Source organism: Oceanirhabdus seepicola, assembly GCF_023684385.1.
In the GTDB taxonomy this organism is placed as follows: domain Bacteria; phylum Bacillota; class Clostridia; order Clostridiales; family Clostridiaceae; genus Oceanirhabdus; species Oceanirhabdus seepicola.
In genome coordinates this window covers 109,415-129,368 of the sequence record NZ_JAGSOJ010000001.1, presented here as the reverse complement: position 1 = coordinate 129,368, position 19,954 = coordinate 109,415, and the positions used below count along the sequence as shown (strand labels likewise).

Here is a 19,954-nt window from a genome sequence, read left to right as displayed (position 1 = left end):
ATAGAGGAATTAAAAATTGGACAAACTATCATGTTCATATCGACTTTTTTCATGGATTATATTATCCAGAAGAGTATAATGTGTCATCAAAAAGGTAACTAGTGAGGTATATTTAAAATGAATAAGCAACTATTAAAATATAAAGACGTTTACACATTAATAGAATTGCTCAAAAGAGAAGTAAAGGATATTTTAAAAGATGAATTTATAGGGTTATATATTCATGGTTCTCTTGCTCTAGGAGATTTTGACCCAAAGAGCAGTGATATTGACTTTCTTGTGGTTACAAAAGATATGGTTTCTCAGGAGTTATTTAATTCTTTGAGAAAAATGCATAATGGTATTTTAAGAAAGGAAAATAAATGGGCTTATAAGTTAGAAGGCTCATATGTTTCAAAAGATTTATTACACAGTAAAATACCACCTACTGAGCCACGTCCATATGTTAATGGACGGGAATTTTCTTTAGAACATTACGGATACGAATGGGTTCTTGAACGATATACACTCAGGGAATATGGAATTATTATAGAGGGACCTAATCCACAGTCTTTTATGGATTCAATTGCATCCTCGGAACTACAACAAGCTAGCTTGAAAATACTGAATCAGTGGTGGGCACCAATGCTCTTGAATCCTAATCTTTTAGAAGAAAGGGAATATCAAGTCTATGCTATTCTAACAATGTGTAGAATCTTAAATATGTTTAAATATGGAAACGTGGTTTCGAAGAAGAATGCAGCAGAATGGGCACAAAATGCTTTCAATAATAGATGGGAAGTGTTAATTGAAAAAGCTTTAAGATGGAAAAATGATTTGCCTTTTGATAATCTTGAAGAAACTTTAGAAATTATAAAATTCACTCGTTCATATGTAAACAACAATCTATATATAAGTTAAAGGATTCAATACATTCCATTAATTGTAACTGGAATGTATTTTTTATAAAAAAAGTGTATGGTAGAATATAGATATATTTTAATTGTAATAAGCCTCTAGATTTATATTCAAAAATGATAAGAATATCGAATTTAAAGGAATTATTAGAAATTTTATAATATTGTTGCATATTGAATAAGAGTTTTTAAGTAGAATTCAGTGTATTTATGAGAATAAATGAAAAGAGGATAAATTAATGAAAAAGAGATTTACAATGCCAGTAGCGGTACATTTATTTTTAATAAAAGATAGAAGTATCTTGTTATTAAGAAGATTTAATACTGGATATGAAGATGGTAATTTTAGCGTTGTTGCAGGACATATTGATGGAGATGAAAATTATATAGATGCTATGATAAGAGAAGCAAAGGAAGAAGCAGGAATTACTATTTATAAAAATCAAATAGAACCAATTCAAGTAATGCATAGAAAGAATGTTGATAGAGAAGGAATAGATTATTTTTTTGTTGCAAAACAGTGGTCTGGTGAAATAAAGAATATGGAACCAAATAAATGTGATTTATTGGAATGGTTTGATTTGGATAACTTACCTTATAATATGGTTGCATATATTAAAGAAGCAATTAGGAAATATCAGGAAGGAAGTAAGTTCACAGATTTTGGGTGGTAATAGCGCTATGCAAAATGGAAGTTAAACTTTTATAATAAGGGCAATAAATTTGGAGGAAAATTATATGAAAAGAAAATATGCAGATCGGCCGAACTGGACAAGAGTTCTGGAAAAAAGATTTAATATAACTCACATAGAAAATAAAGAATTAAATGGGTATTTATCAATCACTCATATTGATAAGGTAAGAGAACCATTGATTATTGATGTAGGAGGTAAGCGCTTATGTTTAGCTAATGATGGCTTTATATGGACACAATACTTTCCAAAAGACAAGAATTATGCATTAACTACAATGTTTAATGAAAAACATGAAATTGTACAACTTTATTTTGATATTTGTACTGGAAATAAAATCAATCCTTCTGGAATACCATATTATGATGATTTATATCTTGATGTTGTATTACTTCCAACAGGTGAAATTTTATTACTTGATGAAGATGAACTTAAAGAAGCTTTAGAAGATAACGATATTACCAAAGAACAATATGATTTAGCTTATTTTGAAGCTAATAATCTTATTGAACAAATAAGTGAAAATAAGATTGAATTGTTAAACATGTGTAAGAGGTATTTGGAATTTATGATTTCTTTAGATTAATGGAAGAGGGGTAAGAACAATGAAATTAAAAGTTTTAGTAGATAATAATACGTTATGTGATTCATATGGAGAGTGGGGATTATCATTTTATATTGAAGATGATAATAAAAAAATATTATTTGATACAGGATATTCAAATTTATTTATTGAAAATGCTGAACAAATGGAAATTAATTTAAAAGAATTAGATTATGTTGCTATTTCCCATGGACATAGTGACCATACATGGGGACTTCAACACTTAATTAAATTATATAGAGAAAAAGGAATCATAAAAAATGAGAGACCGAAAATAATTGCTCACAATAAAGCTTTTTTATCTAGAATATCTCCAATAGGAGCTGATTTTGGGACAATAGTTTCTGAACAAGAATTATCCAATAATTTTGAACTTGAACTATCAAAAGAAGTTGTATGGATTACGGATAGTTTGGTTTTCTTAGGTGAAATAGAACGGAAGTACAACTTTGAGAACAAAGAACCAATTGGTAAAATTCTTGAATCCCATGGTGAAAAAGATGATTATTTAATGGATGATACAGCATTGGTATATAAATCTACTGAAGGATTAGTTATTATTGTTGGCTGTTCTCATTCGGGTATTTGTAATATTGTTGAACATGCTAAAAAGATATGTAAGGATGATAGAGTAGTTGATATAATTGGAGGATTACATTTATTAAATCCTTCTAAAGAACAAATAGATGGGACTATAGAATATATGAAGAACCTAAACCCTAAATCATTACATCCTTGTCACTGTACAGATTTGAAATCAAAAATAGCCTTATCTAAAGTAGCAACTGTAGAAGAATTAGGAGTAGGCTCAGAACTTGAATATAGATAATTGATAGATTAGAGTAAATGATGTATGAAAAAATTACGTGAACTCAATTCCTGAAAAAATGATAGGTAATGTTGAAGTCAAAATTGAAGATTATTACAAGATGCGAAAAAAATTGGAGGATACAAATGAAAGATATATTAATAAAAACATCAGATAATAAGGGTTCAAATGGGGTGCAAGAAATTATTTTTGTAACAACTAATAAAGGAAAGATTGCTTATGCCCAAGAAAATTTAAAAAATATAAAGGTGTTACCTTATAATGCTGAATTAATAGAACCAAGAAGTGATGATTTAAAAGAGATTGCTAAGCAAAAAGTTATACAAGCTTATAATATTGTTAAGAAACCATGCATAGCATTGGATGCGGGATTCTTTATAAGGGAATGGAATGGTTTCCCAAGGGCATACGTAAATCCTATGCTAGAAACCATAGGAATAAAGGGCATAATAAAACTTATGGAAGGTATAGAGGATAGATATTGTGAATTTAGAGAGTGTTTGGCATATTATGATGGAATAGAAATTAGATTTTTTGAAAGCAAATCCCCTGGTATGATTTCACATTCTATAAGAGGGAAAGAAAAAGAAAACCAGTGGTCCGAACTATGGTACATATTTGAGCCAAAAAATTTTGATAAAACAATTGCTGAGTTTAATGAAGAGGATTTTGTTGAATATCAAAGGTTAGAGGAAATTACTTGTATGAAAAAATTTGGTGATTGGTACGAGTTACAAAATAAATAATACATAGGTGAATTTATATAGATACAATTATTGTTCTGAGGGGGAAATAAATATGAAAAATAAAATTGTAGAGGCACATATAGAGAATTTAAAGGATTTAGTTTCAATGGCATTAGATTTATGGCCAGAAGATACAGTTGATGAACTGAAAGAAGAGTTTACGGAACTGTTAGAATCAGAGGATGATGAAGTATTTTTATATCAAGTTAAAGGTGAGAACATAGGATTTATTCATGTTGCTATCAGACGTGATTATGTAGAAGGCTCTGACTCAAGTCCTGTTGGTTATGTTGAGGGGATTTATGTTAAACCAAACTATAGAAAGAAAGGTATTGCCAGAGAACTAGTTAAAAAAGGTGAACAATGGGCATTATCAAAAGGGTGTTGCCAGATGGGTTCAGATATCGAATATGACAATACTATTAGTTATGATTTTCATAAGAAGATAGGATTTAAAGAGGCTAATCGTATTATTTGTTTTATTAAGGAGATAAAAGAGTAAATGAAAAGACAATTATTAAAAATTGTAGTATTAATTATGTTAATAGGCGTACCTTTAATATTGTTTTTACCATCACGAACGCCAAAATATAAAACAACTTCTAATAATAAAAATAGCATCAGTGAACTCAAGATGGTTGAAATTGGAGGAATTGAGCAAGCTCTTTTAATTAGAGGTACTGACAGGGATAATCCAATTCTTATATTTTTACATGGTGGTCCTGGTTATCCTCAGATTAGTTTTGCACGGAAGTATCAAAATAAGCTAGAGGAAGATTTTGTTGTAGTAAACTGGGATCAGAGAGGAGCAGGGAAATCATATTCAGCAAATATAAATGAAAACTCCATGACACGAGAACAATTTGTTTTGGATACAAATGAAGTCATAGATTATCTATGTAAAAAACTAAATAAGAATTCAGTTTATTTAGTTGGACATTCTTGGGGAAGCGAACTTGGATTATTTGTAGTAGATAAATATCCAGAAAAAATTAAAGCATATATAGGTATAGGACAAGTTGTAGACGGTACTAAAGGAGAAATTATAGCGTATGATTATGTGTATGATCAAGCTAAAGAGAATAATGACATTAAGTCAATTGAAATACTAGATAAAATAGGGGTACCACCTTATTCAGAAGCTGTAAAAGATACAGTTGCACAGAGAAAAATATTAACCAGATATAATGGTGTTGAAAAACAAGTAAATACATTAAAGGATATCATAGTTGGATGTATATTTTCACCTGAGTATAGGGGCATAGATGGAATAAAATTAGCATTAGGAAGTAAATTTACTGCTGATACTATGTGGGGACATAATAAAGACTTAAATTTCATAAATGATATGCCTAGCATCAAAGTTCCGGTATATTTCTGTGGGGGGAGATATGACTATAATACTCCATCAATTCTTGTAGAAGAGTACTATAATAAGCTGCAAGCACCATATAAGGAATTTATATGGTTTGAAGATTCAGCACACTTTCCACAATTCGATGAAGTTGATAAGTTTACAAAATTAATGGTGAGAATTAAGAATACTCATGAATTAAAATAGTAACTAGCATATGGAATGAGGTTATAAGTTATGAACTATTACACCAATATTCTGGAAAGATTTAATAGAATGCGAAGAAGAGATTCATTCAGCATAGAAATGTCAATATTGGGTAGCTACAGTAAAAAAATAATTAAAGTTTAGTGGTTCTTATGAATCACTAAACTTTGTTATATTAATTTACTGTTAAATTTATTATTATTTCAAAATATTCATCCTTTAATGCCTCTGAATTTTCACTATGTTCATATCTGAATATTATTTTCTGAGTTCCTTCTTTTTTTGCTTCAAATAGAAAATTTTCTCTATCGTAATTTTCTCCATCTACATCATTAGATTCAAAAGGAATTTTTATCTTATCTTTATTTTTAATTTCGATAATTTCATTCATTTTTAAATCATTACTATTTTTTATATTCCATGTATATAATACAGTACTATTTGCATGAAATGAAATTATAAATTGTTTGCTTGGAATCTCTATATCTATAACTCCATCTTCAAAAACTTCATATTCTTTAACATGAGCTTTTCCGTTATCTAAAGTTATTACGGAAATTATTTTTTTATTAGCTTTTGTTGTGTATGAATATTTTTGATTGCATAACTTATTGTTTATTTTAGATATATCATTATATGAGAAATCATATTCAAGAAGTTTTTTCACATCTTTTTGAATTTGATTTTGAGATTGACCACAACCAATACTTAGTAAAAAAAACATAATTAATAATATGATAAATAGTTTTTTCATTTCACTCACCCCATTTTAGTAATTATTATGAACACTTCTATATAATACTATATACGTAAGAATTATTGTAATAGTTATACATGCTCCACAATTCTTAATTAAAGCTCATTAAAAATATAATGTTTTTAGTTTACTTAAGTAGAGAATGATTATAACTGTTTTCTACTTTGATTTAAATAATAGTTAATGTAATAATTAGTATATTAATACATTAACTGTTTTTAGTTTAAGGAGGAGATTTACTATAGAAGTTTTAAATTCTAAAAGTTATAATCATGATATTATAGCAGAATTATATGATTTATTTGAAACAACAACAGATGATATTCAGTTAATTAAGGAACTAATTAATTATAAGGGGCAGCTTAATATTCTAGAGTGCTTTTGTGGGACAGGTAGAATACTTATTCCACTTGCATTGGAAGGACATAAAATATGTGGGTTAGATCTATCACCCAACATGCTTAATAGGGCAATTAATAAAGTTAATCATCTTGATTATGAAGTACGAGACAGAATAACTCTTAGACAGGAAGATGTTTTAGAGAGTAATTGGGGATATAGATACGATTTGATTATTATGGGAGGTAATGCATTTTATGAATTACCATCAGCAGAGTCTCAAGAAAGATGTATAAAAAAAGCATTCGAGGCACTTCCAATTGGAGGATTATTATTTATTGATAACAATGATTACAAAGGTAATTGGGGTAAAAGTGATTTTGTTAATGAAAGAACTATATTTGAAGGAGAATGTAGTGATGGCACATTAGGACGCTATACATTAAAAAATCATAGTTTTGATGATGAAAATAACATTCTTCATTATAGTCATAAATTATATATATCTAAAAATAGTGAGGAATCAGTATTTGAATATAAAAGTAGAAAACATCCTGTTACGGCAGACGAGATTAAAGGATGGTTGCACAAATATAACTTTAAAATTATTAACTTATTTGGAAATAGAAATGGTGAAAAATATAATGATGAAAGTAATAGGGCTATCTTTTTAGCTGAAAAAATAAAATAAAAATTCCATGAAAAATAATTGAGGTGGTAAATAACTATTTATGAAAAGGCTAAAAAAATACTTTCTAGATATGGATATAAAAGATACAACATATAATGCAATTTATATTGGTGCATATGCATTTACTGAAAATATATTTACAATAATTTATCATAATGGTATAATTTAAATATGCTTGTTAATTTGAAAGGAGACTACCAATGACAATAGTTGTTCTGTGTAAGTAAATCAATAATGTATTACAAATAAATATTATAAAAGTTTAATAATCATTATTTTAATGAATTATTAGTTATTTTATTGTGCTTTCTAGTACTTTCATTACTAGTTTAAGGAATGTAAAGTATGTGAAAAGTTTTTATTTGTGATGAGTAAATTTATGATTTTCAGAATATAGAACAACAGCATTTATAGTCCTTTCAAGTATACTGATGAATTCTTGCTTAAGAATATTTATGTAAGATTTTAAAAGGTTACAATTGGAATATAAGAAACTTTAGTGCTGTACTTGATGTGCAGCCTTTATTTTTATATTCCAAGAAACTTAATCATATGTATAGTTTTGATATTTAAAGGACCTGGACAATTGCTGTTGGCCAAGTCCTTTTATTTTTCAAAAAATCAGTGTAAAGGAGGTTAAATTCAATGCTAAACATTAAACCAGAAATAAATATTGTTCAGGTAGATAATCTCTTAGAAAAGTATTTTGGTTCCAAAGTACAAGGATTACAAGCTGTTGTAGAAGGAAATTTGAAGCAAGTTTATTTATTTAATCACTCGGATAAATATTATGTTATTCGTTTCAGTAAGAGAAAAGAAGAGTTTGAAGTTGAGCGTTTTTTATATGAAAAATTTGAGCATCAGGGCTTATCTATACCTAAAATTTTAGAGATTGGAAGTCTCCAAAATACATTCTTTTCAATATCTGAACAAGCAATAGGAAAAACAATAAATACTTTAAGTGCAAATGAATTGTATGTAATAATGCCTAATCTCATTGAGTCTATTACAAAAATGCACTCAGTAGATTTAGGAAACTATAAGGGCTATGGTTGGATAAATCCTTCAGGTAATGGACTTTATGACTCATGGTATGAATACCTTGTAGCATTCTTTAAAAAGGATCAGGATGGTTTTTGGAAGGATTGGTATGATTTATTTGAAAATAGTTTCTTAGAATATGATGTATTCCAAGAGTTATATGAAAAAATGCTTCAATTATCCCAATATTGTGAATCGGAGAGATACCTTATTCATGGGGACTGCCACTTTGGTAATATTATTTCTGATACTAATAAAGTAACTGGTATTATCGATTGGGGAAATGTAATGTATGGTGATTATATTTTTGATATAGCTACTTTGCATATGCAATTTCAGTCTCCAAAATATAATTTACTAAAGATGTTTGAAGAATATTATGAAGCAAAAGGTATTAATGTGCCTAATTTCAGAGAAAGATTTCTTTGTGCCACCTACTGTAAAGGTCTAGATAGCTTAAGGTTTTTTACTAAGCTAGGTAGGAAAAAATCATATGATTCTGTTAAAGATTATCTTATATCTTTAGATATTTAACATTAAAAAATTAATTTATCTAAGATGAAATAAGGAGTTATTTATATAATTCACATAAAACGTAGAAAGGAGTAAAAAAATGAGTGATATACAGTACAATTTACAATTTGAAAAATTGTGTAATATTTTGCAACTTGGAGATATATTGGGTATGCCTAAAGCAATACCCGGTGGTTTTTTACACAGAATGTATGCTATTGAAACAACGCAAGGGAAATATGCAATTAAAGCATTAAACCCTAAAATAATGCTTAGACCTGTGGCAATGCAGCACTTTATGGATTCAGAACGAATTGTCAATATTGCATCAAAGAATATACCTGCTCTTCCAGCTAAAAAATTTAATGGCACTTTCATGCAAGAAATAGACAATCAATTCTATCTTGTGTTCGATTGGGTAGATGGTAAAAGTCTGAAACCGAATGAAATCAATATAGTCCATTGTGAAAAAATAGGTGCTATTCTTGCAGATATACATATGACGGATTTTTCAGAGTTAGGCATAATTAATGATTGGTCAGATAATGCACAGATAACAGATTGGAATTACTATTTGCAAAAAGGACAAGAAAATAATACAGTGTGGATTAACCTGCTGCTTGAAATCATTGATAAGCTTTACGATTGGAATGCTCAGGCAAATAAATCAGCAGGATTCCTTGCATCAGATATGGTTATTAGCCATAGGGATTCAGACCCTAAAAATGTCATGTGGAACCAAACCAATCCCATTATTATTGATTGGGAGGCAGCGGGCTATATAAATCCTATGCAAGAATTGACTAAAACAGCTATTTACTGGTCTGAAAATGAAATGGGAAACATTGACAAAGAAAGATTTTTGGCTTTTATAGGTGGATATAAAAAGAGATACGGAACACTACAAGCAAATTGGAGAAAGGTCTTAGTAAGTGGTTTCTTAGGCAAATTTGGCTGGCTGGAATATAGTTTAAAACGTTCTTTATGGATTGAATGCACAGACAAAGAAGAACAGCAGATGGGGACTGAGCAAGTAATAGGAACAATAAAGGAGATTATACGTTATGCAGATATGATTTCTGAATTAGAAAAATGGCTAAATAATGAGATTTAATAACAGTAGGAAGAGATTATGAACATAAGCTTTATACAAAATGGTACATGTCATTGTATAAAGGAAACTTATAACTTATTAAACACTAAAAAGTGTATATAACAAAAGGAGGTGAACTTTAGTGAGGGCTTGGTACTTGTAATACTCTCCCTCACTAAAGATAAAACATGGATAAATTATTATTTAACGTTGACGAAGCTATTGAGTTTTCTAAAAGGGGAGAAATTGAAAAATGGGTTCACTTATTTCTAAATTCTGTTGGAAATAATAAAGCTTTTTCCGAAGGATTAAAGATTCAGAAAAGATATTGGATAGGACCTATATTTATTGAACTTGATAAATTATCAAGATGCTGTGGTCCAGAACCTGAAATGCAATATTTTAATTCACCTGAATCTTGGGAAATGCAGATAGAGAAGTTTCAAAAGCTTATACGTAATGGATGGGACATGCCGCCATTAATTGTTCAAAATACTGAAGGGAAACTAGTTGTAAATGATGGTAATCATCGTATAGAGGCTATGAAAAGAGAGAACATCCATAAATGTTGGGCAATTATTTGGGAAAGTGATAGCGAAGATAATATTAAACAGTTTGAACAATACTTAGTTAGTTAAAAAATAATTCAAGGAAGTGTTATATGGATATTAAAAAAGTTTTCAGACTCACTTGGGGAAAAGCAATGACAACTTTATGTATATACATTTTTCTTCCTATAGTACCCATAAGGGAGTTCGTTTGTGATGCTCCACCTCAATTAATCTATTATACTTTTGTACGATTTTTCAAAGGACTAATATCTTATAAGGGTAGGTGGTTTCATTCAATAGATGTTTCTTTGATTACAATAATATCATTATTTATAACATACTTCACATTATCAATTATAAATTATTATTGTAATAAAGATGAGTTTAAGAGAATTCTAAAAAGATTATTTAAAGTTAATAAACTAAGAATGATAATTTTTATTATTGGAATCACAACTATTCCTTATATTGTTTTAGACTATATTACAGGATTATATGGTGGTACTACAGCATTACCAATATCATTAAGTATTTTGCGCAATGTATTTGACTTATATTTTGATGGATTTGGAATACCAATTTCAATATTCACGTTTTTATTCTTTAAGCTTGATGTATTTGTTTTACGTAGGATTCTTAGCTTTACACAGATAACATACTTTTATGCTAGAGTTCCAAGTGATTTAGCAAGAACAAACATAGTAATATTGATTTTAATTTTATTTATGATCATAATTGAATGGTATTTGTTAGCTGGAATATTTTCGAAGTTAGTTAAACTGATTAAGAAGAAAAAATAGACTAAATAAAAAAAGTAGACAAAAAGGAGAGGCAACTATGGAAATGAGAATTGTTCATGATTCAAGTATAGTTTACGAATTTCTAAAAAATAAAACAAGATATAATTATGTATATCAATTTAATAACTTATCACAAAAAGAATGGCAAAATGTTATTTGCTTTGGATTATTTGATGATTCAGAACTTAAAGAAATTGCTATGTTAAACACTAATTGTGGAATACCAGTGTTACTTGCTGCTAGTTTTGAAAATCAAAAGAATAGTATAGAACTAATTAAAAGAATAAAACAATTTCTACCAGCAAAATTCTATACTCACATCAATAGAGAGGTTTTAGATGAGGTATTTTCACAAAATAATATCTCTGAACTAGAGGAATATATGAATATGGGGTTAAGCGATTATAATCCGATAGAGAGTAAGGGAGTTGTAAGACTTGGGTTTAAGGAGCTAAATGATATTAAAGAACTAATTTCTGTAAGTTATCCAGGGGCATGGCTCGATGATGAATTGGTAAAGTTGAACGAAAACTTTGGAGTATATGATGATGGAAAACTAATAAGTTTTGCAGGTATACATGCTTATTCTGAAGAATATGAAGTCGCTGCGGTAGCACATGTAACAACACATCCTGACTATAGAAAAAGAGGATATGGTGTGAAGGTTGTGGATGCACTATCAAATAGTCTTAAAAATAAAATAAAATTTATTGGATTAAATGTAAAAGTTGATAATTTCCCAGCAATTAATTGTTATAAAAAGCTTGGATTTAAGGAATACGGGAAATTTGTGGCTTGTGAAGTAGAAAACAATATATAACATGTTATAGGGAGAGGAATTATTTGAGTAATATAGATAAAAGAGATAGATTAAAAGAAAAACCATTTAGTTATAAAATTACAAAGGGGAATAAGACATTTATATATTTTGAAAACAGAAGGATAAAGATATTAAACGAGAAAGAAACTAAGAATTTTACTTCAAAGATAAATGGAAAAGATGACTTTCAAATACAACTGGTGTTAGCTAAGATAACAGGTAACTTTAAGCATGGGAATGAAAGGTAAATCTTAAGTGAAAAATAGACATATTCATTTATAAAAAATGAATATGTCTATTTTATTTTGCATTTATTTCAAAATCATATCAGTTTAAGGGTAGATAATTTTAATGAAAACCTTTTCTTTCTGCTTCAATGCCACTCTCGTTTTTTGCAGGTTGTTGTATAGTTTTAACTATTTGGTTTTTAGAAAAACGATGTTCTTCTGTTCTACAACCTTTTTTCTTTGCTGGAAGATCACTGAAATTTTTGATTGATTTCATTATAAACACCTCCGTTATTAACTTAAATCCTCATATATAGTTTGTACTTTTATTACTGTTTTATGCGTTCAAAAACCAGTTTTATTATTTTTTTATCTGATCTTCTTTACTTTCAGTTCCATCAATCACAAATTGATGAGTTTTTCCCATAATGTAGGCCATCTTAATCATTGATTTATCTTCTTTAGTTAATTCTCGTTCAAACATTTTTGCAAATTGTAAATACAGTTTAGAGTAATCGATTATTTCTTTTATATTATTTTCTCTCTTCTTTTTCAAGTATTTAGCTATATTATATTCTTTAGGTTCGATTTTTTTTGTATGTATTACTTTAAAAATTTCTGCTGTAAAATATGCATCATTATAAGCATTATGAAATTCATTTGTATGAGGAATGTGTAACATTTCCACAGCGTTTTTAAGACCAATATTACATCCTTTAGGACAGTTAAAATAATTAGAAGCGAAAAACTGTATATTTATATATTTTTTAGGAACTAAGGATTTATTTAATGAATGGTATTCTACGTTTCTGAATAATTCTTTCATATCCCCCATTCCCCAAATACATAATATAGGAATATCATCACCAATAAAGTCAACAAATTCTTTAAAAACATCCTTAAAAGATTTTGCATTATTTAATTGTTCAATCCTTATACCAGTCATTCTTCTTACAAAAGGATGAATATCTTTATATATTTCAGGTTTTATAAATCTATCTAATTTTGAAATTGTTTCAAAGTTTTTATTAAGTTTAACTGCACCAATTTGTATTATCTCAAAAGGACAGCTCTCATTTGGGACAGCTCTAACTCTTTTTTTTGGATTAAAAGCTTGATTAAATTCTAAATCGAATATTATGTAATTCATTTTAAGACTCCTAAATATATTTATTACTATTTAGTATATCACTGAAGGTACAAAAAAAATCCCCTAATAAAAATTCTTTATAACAATAAATATTATATCGATACAATACTCTAAACATTGTTAAATCAGTATATTTGATGAAATTAATGAATATAATTTAAGCAATAAAAACTAAATACGGGGTGGGTAGATGAGAATTGAAGAACATCCAATTATCGATTTTAAAAGGGGAGAAAAAATTAGCTTTAATTTCGATGGAAAAACAATAGAAGCTTATAAAGGTGAAACAATAGCCGCTGCATTATACTCTGCTGGGGTTAAAGTTCTTGGCCATAGTTTATTCAAGAACAGACCAAGGGGACTCTATTGTGCTATAGGTAATTGTTCTTCATGTTTAATGACTGTTAATGAAGAACCAAACGTAAGAATATGTATTAAAAAAGCTGAAGAGGGTATGATTGTTAGAAGCCAAGATGGAAGAGGTGAATTATTATGAAAGAAGTTGACCTAGTTATAATTGGCGGAGGACCGGCAGGTTTATGTGCAGCAATTAGTGCAGCTTCTAGTGGTTCTAAGGTACTTCTTTTGGAAAGAAGTGATATTTTAGGAGGACAACTTATAAAACAAACTCATATGTTTTTCGGTTCTAAAAAACAGTATGCAGCTAATAGAGGGTTGAATATTCCTCATATATTGTTAGAAAAGATTTCTAAATATAAAGAAAAAGTTGAAATATTTAATGAGGCAACAGCAGCTGGAATTTATGAGGATGGAGTTATAACCTACGAACATAATGGAAAATATAGAAAAGTTAAACCAAAGGCTACTATAATTGCTACTGGGGCAATGGAAAAGGCCCTAGCCTTTCCAAATAATGATTTGCCAGGAATATACGGAGCGGGAGCAGTACAGACATTGATGAATGTTTATGGAATTAGTCCAGGTAATAAGGTTTTGATGGTTGGGGCAGGAAATATTGGTTTAATAGTGAGCTATCAGCTACTGCAGGCGGGGGTAAAAGTTGTTGGAATAGTAGATGCTGCACCTAAAATTGGGGGATATTTAGTCCATGCATCTAAAGTTAGAAGAATGGGTGTGCCTATATATACAAGCCGTACAGTAAAAGAAGCTATAGGTAAGGATTCTTTAGAAAAAGTAGTAACTTGCAAACTAGACGAAAAGTGGCAATTTATAGAAAATACAGAAAAAACATTTGAAGTAGATGTAATGTGCATTTCAGTAGGTTTATCTCCCTTATGCGAATTATTACTTCAGGCAGGATGTAAAACAAAATATATACCTGAATTAGGAGGACAAACACCTATTCGTTATTTAAACTATGAAACTACTGTAAAAGGGATTTTTGCTGCAGGAGATGTGGGGGGAGTTGAAGAAGCTAGTAGTGCAATGGTTGAGGGATATCTTGCTGGACTTTATGCATCAGAGAGTATAGGAATTCAACACCCAAAATTTAAAGAGCTTGTATTAGATTATACTAATCAATTAGAAGAATTACGTTCAGGGCCTAGTGGGAATAAAATCAAAAGTGGACTTAAAAAGCAAAGAGAGGTGTGAAGCGTGCTGAAAAAGACAGGAGTACCTACTGAAAATCATATTAAGGGAGTATTCCCAAGTGAAGACAGATTAAATAAAGGATCTGTTGCAATTATAGAGTGTTATGAGAAAATTCCTTGTAATCCATGTTCAGATGCATGTAAAAGGAATGCAATTAAAGGTATGGAGGATATTACTAATACACCAGTTATTGATCATGAATTATGTAATGGATGTACCATGTGTATTAGTGCGTGTCCTGGTTTGGCGATAATGGTAGTAGATAAAACATATTCTCAGGATGAAATGCTTTTTAAAATACCTTATGAGTTTTTACCATTACCTAAGGAAGGGGACATAGTTAAGGGGTTAAATAGAAAGGGAGAATATATCACTGAGGCTAAAGTTGTGAAAGTGATGAATTTAAAAATATATGATAAAACACCTATTATTCAAGTGTCAGTAAATAAAAAATATATTCATGAATTTAGAAATATACAAGTGGAGGATCTTTAATGGATGAAAACAATACTATAATATGTAGATGCTCAGATATAACTTTAAAGGAGATAAGAGAATTACTTAATGAAGGATACTTAACTGTTGAAGAAATAAAAAGAATTTCAAGGGCAGGAATGGGCCCATGCCAAGGAAAAACTTGTGGTGGTTTAATTCAAAGAGAAATAGCTAAGTTTACTGATAATAAAATGGGGAATATAGAAATATCTATTAATAGACCACCTGCAAAGGCAATAAAACTTGAAGATATAGCAAATGGAGATGAGAAGCATGAATAGATCTGCTGATGTAGTGATTATTGGTGGTGGAATAATTGGTTGCTCAATTGCTTATAATCTTGCAAAAAAAGGGAAGAAAAATATTTCAGTAATCGAAAAGAATTACCTAGCTAGTGGAGCAACAGGAAGATGTGGTGCTGGAGTAAGACAGCAGTGGGGAACTATTATGAATTGTAGATTGGCTAAAGAGAGCGTAAAGTTTTTCGAAACTGCGAAGGAAGAACTCCAGTATGATAGAGATATTGAGTTTAAGCAGGAGGGATATTTGATAGTTGCATCTACTACTAAAGAGGATGAGCAATTTAAGAAAAATGTTAGGCTCCAAAAGAGCTTAGGTATTCCAGTTGATTATATTACATCCAAGGAAGCAAAGACAATTGTTCCTTATTTAAATACAGAAAAAATAATTAGTGCTACTTATTGTTCAAAAGATGGACATCTTAATCCATTTCTAGTTACAGATGCTTACGCAAAAGCTGCAAAGAGATTAGGTGTTAGTATTTATACTGATACTGAAGTAACAGGGATAAAAACAAAGAATAATAAAATTGAATCTGTGATAACTAATAAAGGTGAAATTTTTACAGAAGTTGTTGTTAATGCTGCTGGGGGATATTCTAAGGAAATTGGAAATATGGTAGGAGTTGAACTACCAGTATATTCTGAAAGACATCAAATTTTAGTAACAGAGCCTGTAGCACCAATACAGAAGCCTATGGTTATGTCTTTTTCCCTTAATATTTATTGTCAGCAAACACCTCATGGCTCTTTCATAATGGGAAGAGGTGACTCTAATGAGCTTAAAGATTTTAGAACAACTTCAAGCTGGCAATTTCTAGATGAAATGTCCAAGACCGTAACAGAGCTACTACCTCCTTTAGGGAAATTAAGAGTAATCAGACAATGGGCTGGATTATATAATATTACTCCAGATAAACAACCAATACTTGGTCCAGTTAAAGAAATAGAAGGATTCTACCAAGCTATTGGGTATAGTGGACATGGATTTATGTTAGCCCCAATGACTGGATTGTTATTAGCTGAACAAATTCTTGGAGAAAAAACAACTATTGATGTAAGTACGCTGGATAAAGATAGATTTGAAAGAGGGGAATTAGTTTTAGAACCATCAGTTGTGTAGCCATATAAAATAAATTTAATGAGGTGAAAGAAATGCAAAATGCATATTTTAAAGTTAGAAAGCCAGAAAATGAGCCAATAAAATCTTATGGTCCTGGAAGTCGTGAAAGAGAAAGTCTAAAATTAAAATTACAAGAATTAAAATCAAAACCTATTGAGATACCTTTAATCATAGGTGGTAAAGAAATATATACTGAAAGAATTGGAAGTTGTATTATACCTCACAATAAACAACATGTATTAGCAACATATCATATTGCAGGGGAAAAAGAAATAAAAATGGCTATTGAATCTGCAATGGAAGCAAAAAAAGAGTGGGAAAGAATTCCTTGGGAGCATAGAGTATCAATATTCTTAAAGGCTGCTGAATTATTAGCTGGACCTTGGCGTGATATTATTAACGCATCAACAATGCTTTGTCAGAGTAAAAATGCTTTTCAAGCTGAAATTGATTCTGCATGTGAATTGATAGATTTCTTAAGATTTAATGCCTACTATTTAACTGAAATTTACAGTGATCAACCTATGTCAACAAAAGATTTCTGGAACAAACTAGAGTACAGACCACTAGAGGGATTTATTTTCGCAATAACCCCATTTAACTTTACTTCTATAGCAGGCAATCTTCCTATAGCTCCTGTAATGGCAGGAAATGTTGCACTATGGAAACCAGCTTCAACAGCTGTATATTCTAACTATTTCCTAATGGAGTTATTGAGGGAAGCTGGGATGCCTGATGGTGTAATAAACTTTATACCTGGTTATGGAAAAGAAATTGGAGATATTGTATTAGATAGTCAAGAGTTAGCTGGAATTCACTTCACCGGGTCTACTAAAGTATTTCAAGGTTTATGGAAAAAGATTGGGGAGAATTTAAATAGATATAAAGTTTACCCTAGATTAGTAGGGGAAACAGGAGGAAAGGATTTTATATTTGCTCATCCTTCTGCTGATTCTGAGGCATTGACTATTGCATTGTTAAGAGGAGCTTTCGAATATCAGGGACAGAAATGCTCTGCAGCTTCACGAGCATATATTCCAAGTAGTGTATGGAGTAAGATGGAAAATAAGCTTTTAAATGAAATCTCAACTATAAAAGTTGGGGACGTAGAGGATTTTACAAACTTCATGAATGCAGTAATTGATAAAAAATCCTTTGATAAGATAAGCTCATACATTGAATATGCTAAAGAGTCTTCAGATGCAGAAATTATATGCGGTGGTGAATATGATGATTCCATAGGATTCTTTATAGAGCCAACAGTAATAGTTACTTCAGACCCTAAATTCAAATCAATGAAGGAAGAAATTTTCGGACCTGTTTTAACAATCTATATTTATGAAGATGATAAATTAGAAGAAACATTAGATTTATGTAATACAACATCTCCATATGGACTAACAGGAGCGATATTTGCAAATGATAGAAAAGCAGTTGTTCATATGAAAGAAAAATTATTACACTCAGCTGGTAACTTCTATATTAATGATAAGCCAACAGGTGCTGTTGTTGGACAACAACCATTTGGAGGTGGTAGAGCTTCTGGTACTAATGATAAAGCGGGAAGTAAGCTTAATTTATTAAGATGGATGAATCCAATGACTATAAAAGAAACATTTAATCCACCTAAAGATTATAGATATAAATTTATGGATGAAAAATAAAAAGTAAATAATTTTCTTATTGAACTTCCAGTTTAAGCAAAGATTATCAATTCATTGCATACACTGGAAGTTCTTGCTTTGCATTAATAAATACCTACATACAAATAATAAAGAATAGAGAAAAAAGAACAAATTATGATACCTTTCAGTGAAGCTGAAAGCTTTTAAATGAACAAAAAATTAATGATAAAGGATGCTATAAAAAATTATTAATGATAAGTTAAACTTTGAAATAATATATGAATAATAATTAGTTTCTTCCATAATACTTAAAATCATGGTATATTTACTTAGTAGTATTATGAAAATATTGATAAAAAATAGAAATATAAGCTTATAAAAATCTTGGAGGTTATTTATGATAAAAATTATGGCTGACTCAACTTGTGATTTATCTCAGGAGATAATTGAAAAATATAATATTGGTGTAGCACCTTTAACGATAAACATTGAAGGAAAGCCATACAGAGATAAAATAGATATTCAACCTGATGAATTTTATAGTATGATTAAGAGTTTGAAGGATGTAACAACTGCAATGCCGAGTCCAAATGAATATTTGAAAATCATAAATGAGGCAGTAAAAGAAGGATATACTGAGATATTATGTATCTGCATGTCAAGCGGAACAAGTGGCGCGTATTATTCTGGTGTAATGGCTAAGGATATGTTCTATGAGGAAAATCCAAACTCAGATATTAAGATCCATGTTGTAGATTCAAAGAGTATGAGTCACGGAAGTGGTTGGTTAATATTAAAAAGCGCTAAATTACGAGAACAAGGCGCTACCTATGAAGAATTAATAAAGTTTAATGAAACATATAAGACTAGTGTAAAGCACTTCCTTGCAGTAGATGATTTAGATAATTTAATTAAAAGTGGTAGACTTACAAATGCCAGTGCATTTATTGGAAAGATTTTAAAGATTAAACCCATAATGTCAATGAGAAAAGGAAAAGGCTCAATTGTAGCTAAAGAAAGAGGCCGTAAAAAAGTTCTTAAACACTATATTGATGAGTTTAATAAAAGAAATGACAGTGAGGTTACCGACTTTATCATAGTGGGTTATACATCTGACATACAAGTTGCTGAAACCTTAAAACTTAAAATCAAAGAGGAAACAGAGTTTACTGGTGATATATTCATCATGCAGATGGGAGTTTCTGTTGGTACTCACGTTGGATTAGGTGGAATTTCAATGTTCTTTGTTGAAAAAGGACATAAGCGAGACGGTTTATTTATAAATGAGTTTAATGATTTAATGGAAATGAAAAATGATATATTAGGTAAATTAAAAGAGCATAATTAAAGTTAAGGGATACCAAATAGGTATTCCTTAATTTTTGAAAAAGCCAATCTCATTCTTGAATCTGTGTCTTATTTCCATCCTTCAAGTGAAAACATAGGCATTACATTACCTGAGTTTTGTAGCTCGTCCACTAAATTTTCATTGAATAAGGTACCATTTGTAATCTGTTTTTAAATCAA

25 protein-coding genes are annotated in these 19,954 nt (G+C 29.8%); 22 read left to right on the top strand and 3 right to left on the bottom strand.

Translation table 11 applies throughout. The features are described 5' to 3' along the window. The first annotated feature begins 117 nt into the window (after positions 1-117). From KDK92_RS00650 to KDK92_RS00620, 7 genes are all read left to right on the top strand, one after another. Positions 118-900: an aminoglycoside adenylyltransferase domain-containing protein gene (locus KDK92_RS00650; protein ID WP_250857088.1), complete on the top strand. Its 783-nt coding sequence runs from the start codon at positions 118-120 to the stop codon at positions 898-900. Between the two features lie 235 nt (positions 901-1,135). Then, complete coding sequence (locus tag KDK92_RS00645) at positions 1,136-1,570, top strand: NUDIX hydrolase (RefSeq protein WP_250857087.1); 435 nt, start codon at positions 1,136-1,138, stop codon at positions 1,568-1,570. Positions 1,571-1,634: 64 nt separating this feature from the next. Then, positions 1,635-2,174, top strand: coding sequence for a ribonuclease FAU-1 family protein (locus tag KDK92_RS00640; RefSeq protein WP_250857086.1), 540 nt, complete (start codon positions 1,635-1,637; stop codon positions 2,172-2,174). Between the two features lie 19 nt (positions 2,175-2,193). After that, a complete protein-coding gene (locus KDK92_RS00635; protein WP_250857085.1) occupies positions 2,194-3,021 on the top strand; it encodes an MBL fold metallo-hydrolase in 828 nt (275 codons plus the stop codon). Positions 3,022-3,146: 125 nt separating this feature from the next. Continuing rightward, positions 3,147-3,767 (top strand): non-canonical purine NTP pyrophosphatase, encoded by a 621-nt coding sequence (locus KDK92_RS00630; RefSeq protein ID WP_250857084.1) that lies wholly within the window; start codon positions 3,147-3,149, stop codon positions 3,765-3,767. 52 nt (positions 3,768-3,819) lie between these two features. Further along, positions 3,820-4,269: an aminoglycoside 6'-N-acetyltransferase gene (gene aac(6') / locus KDK92_RS00625; RefSeq protein ID WP_250857083.1), complete on the top strand. Its 450-nt coding sequence runs from the start codon at positions 3,820-3,822 to the stop codon at positions 4,267-4,269. Next, a complete protein-coding gene (locus KDK92_RS00620) occupies positions 4,270-5,328 on the top strand; it encodes an alpha/beta fold hydrolase (protein WP_250857082.1) in 1,059 nt (352 codons plus the stop codon). Between the two features lie 175 nt (positions 5,329-5,503). Here the strand turns inward: KDK92_RS00620 and KDK92_RS00615 are convergent, their stop codons facing one another. Next, positions 5,504-6,082, bottom strand: a complete 579-nt coding sequence (locus tag KDK92_RS00615; protein ID WP_250857081.1) for a protease inhibitor I42 family protein — start codon at positions 6,080-6,082, stop codon at positions 5,504-5,506. Between the two features lie 202 nt (positions 6,083-6,284). Between KDK92_RS00615 and KDK92_RS00610 the strand changes: the two genes are divergently transcribed. From KDK92_RS00610 to KDK92_RS00580, 8 genes are all read left to right on the top strand, one after another. Beyond that, positions 6,285-7,115, top strand: coding sequence for a class I SAM-dependent DNA methyltransferase (locus KDK92_RS00610; RefSeq protein ID WP_338115237.1), 831 nt, complete (start codon positions 6,285-6,287; stop codon positions 7,113-7,115). 40 nt (positions 7,116-7,155) lie between these two features. Continuing rightward, positions 7,156-7,284 (top strand): hypothetical protein, encoded by a 129-nt coding sequence (locus tag KDK92_RS24355; RefSeq protein ID WP_276575845.1) that lies wholly within the window; start codon positions 7,156-7,158, stop codon positions 7,282-7,284. Positions 7,285-7,760: 476 nt separating this feature from the next. Further along, entirely contained in the window at positions 7,761-8,690 is a 930-nt protein-coding gene (locus KDK92_RS00605; protein WP_250857080.1) for a phosphotransferase family protein, read from the top strand. 79 nt (positions 8,691-8,769) lie between these two features. Continuing rightward, the gene (locus KDK92_RS00600; RefSeq protein WP_250857079.1) at positions 8,770-9,783 is read left to right on the top strand and encodes a phosphotransferase; all 1,014 of its coding nucleotides are present in this window, start codon (positions 8,770-8,772) and stop codon (positions 9,781-9,783) included. A 167-nt stretch (positions 9,784-9,950) separates the two neighbouring features. Further along, the gene (locus KDK92_RS00595) at positions 9,951-10,400 is read left to right on the top strand and encodes a ParB/Srx family N-terminal domain-containing protein (protein ID WP_250857078.1); all 450 of its coding nucleotides are present in this window, start codon (positions 9,951-9,953) and stop codon (positions 10,398-10,400) included. A 23-nt stretch (positions 10,401-10,423) separates the two neighbouring features. Next, positions 10,424-11,113 carry a hypothetical protein gene (locus KDK92_RS00590; RefSeq protein WP_250857077.1) on the top strand — a complete coding sequence of 230 codons (690 nt, stop codon included), beginning with the start codon at positions 10,424-10,426 and terminating at the stop codon, positions 11,111-11,113. Positions 11,114-11,150: 37 nt separating this feature from the next. Further along, complete coding sequence (locus KDK92_RS00585; protein ID WP_250857076.1) at positions 11,151-11,933, top strand: GNAT family N-acetyltransferase; 783 nt, start codon at positions 11,151-11,153, stop codon at positions 11,931-11,933. A 23-nt stretch (positions 11,934-11,956) separates the two neighbouring features. Then, positions 11,957-12,181, top strand: coding sequence for a hypothetical protein (locus KDK92_RS00580; protein WP_250857075.1), 225 nt, complete (start codon positions 11,957-11,959; stop codon positions 12,179-12,181). A gap of 100 nt (positions 12,182-12,281) precedes the next feature. Here KDK92_RS00580 and KDK92_RS00575 read toward each other — a convergent pair whose 3' ends face one another. Both KDK92_RS00575 and KDK92_RS00570 read right to left on the bottom strand, forming a co-directional pair. Then, complete coding sequence (locus tag KDK92_RS00575) at positions 12,282-12,437, bottom strand: hypothetical protein (protein ID WP_250857074.1); 156 nt, start codon at positions 12,435-12,437, stop codon at positions 12,282-12,284. 84 nt (positions 12,438-12,521) lie between these two features. Next, positions 12,522-13,310 carry a 3'-5' exonuclease gene (locus tag KDK92_RS00570; RefSeq protein WP_250857073.1) on the bottom strand — a complete coding sequence of 263 codons (789 nt, stop codon included), beginning with the start codon at positions 13,308-13,310 and terminating at the stop codon, positions 12,522-12,524. A gap of 190 nt (positions 13,311-13,500) precedes the next feature. Between KDK92_RS00570 and KDK92_RS00565 the strand changes: the two genes are divergently transcribed. The 7 genes from KDK92_RS00565 (at position 13,501) to KDK92_RS00535 (ending at position 19,775) form a co-directional block, all read left to right on the top strand. Beyond that, positions 13,501-13,806, top strand: coding sequence for a (2Fe-2S)-binding protein (locus KDK92_RS00565; protein ID WP_250857072.1), 306 nt, complete (start codon positions 13,501-13,503; stop codon positions 13,804-13,806). Then, positions 13,803-14,885 carry an NAD(P)/FAD-dependent oxidoreductase gene (locus KDK92_RS00560; protein ID WP_250857071.1) on the top strand — a complete coding sequence of 361 codons (1,083 nt, stop codon included), beginning with the start codon at positions 13,803-13,805 and terminating at the stop codon, positions 14,883-14,885. Before KDK92_RS00565 ends, KDK92_RS00560 begins: the two co-directional genes overlap by 4 nt. A 3-nt stretch (positions 14,886-14,888) precedes the next feature. Continuing rightward, positions 14,889-15,380, top strand: a complete 492-nt coding sequence (locus tag KDK92_RS00555; protein WP_250857070.1) for a 4Fe-4S binding protein — start codon at positions 14,889-14,891, stop codon at positions 15,378-15,380. Next, complete coding sequence (locus KDK92_RS00550) at positions 15,380-15,661, top strand: (2Fe-2S)-binding protein (RefSeq protein WP_250857069.1); 282 nt, start codon at positions 15,380-15,382, stop codon at positions 15,659-15,661. Before KDK92_RS00555 ends, KDK92_RS00550 begins: the two co-directional genes overlap by 1 nt. Beyond that, positions 15,654-16,802: an NAD(P)/FAD-dependent oxidoreductase gene (locus KDK92_RS00545; protein WP_250857068.1), complete on the top strand. Its 1,149-nt coding sequence runs from the start codon at positions 15,654-15,656 to the stop codon at positions 16,800-16,802. Before KDK92_RS00550 ends, KDK92_RS00545 begins: the two co-directional genes overlap by 8 nt. Positions 16,803-16,834: 32 nt before the next feature. Beyond that, on the top strand, positions 16,835-18,466 hold the full coding sequence (pruA, locus tag KDK92_RS00540; RefSeq protein WP_250857067.1) for an L-glutamate gamma-semialdehyde dehydrogenase: 1,632 nt from the start codon (positions 16,835-16,837) through the stop codon (positions 18,464-18,466). 358 nt (positions 18,467-18,824) lie between these two features. Next, positions 18,825-19,775 carry a DegV family protein gene (locus KDK92_RS00535; RefSeq protein ID WP_250857066.1) on the top strand — a complete coding sequence of 317 codons (951 nt, stop codon included), beginning with the start codon at positions 18,825-18,827 and terminating at the stop codon, positions 19,773-19,775. The last annotated feature ends 179 nt before the right edge of the window (positions 19,776-19,954 follow it).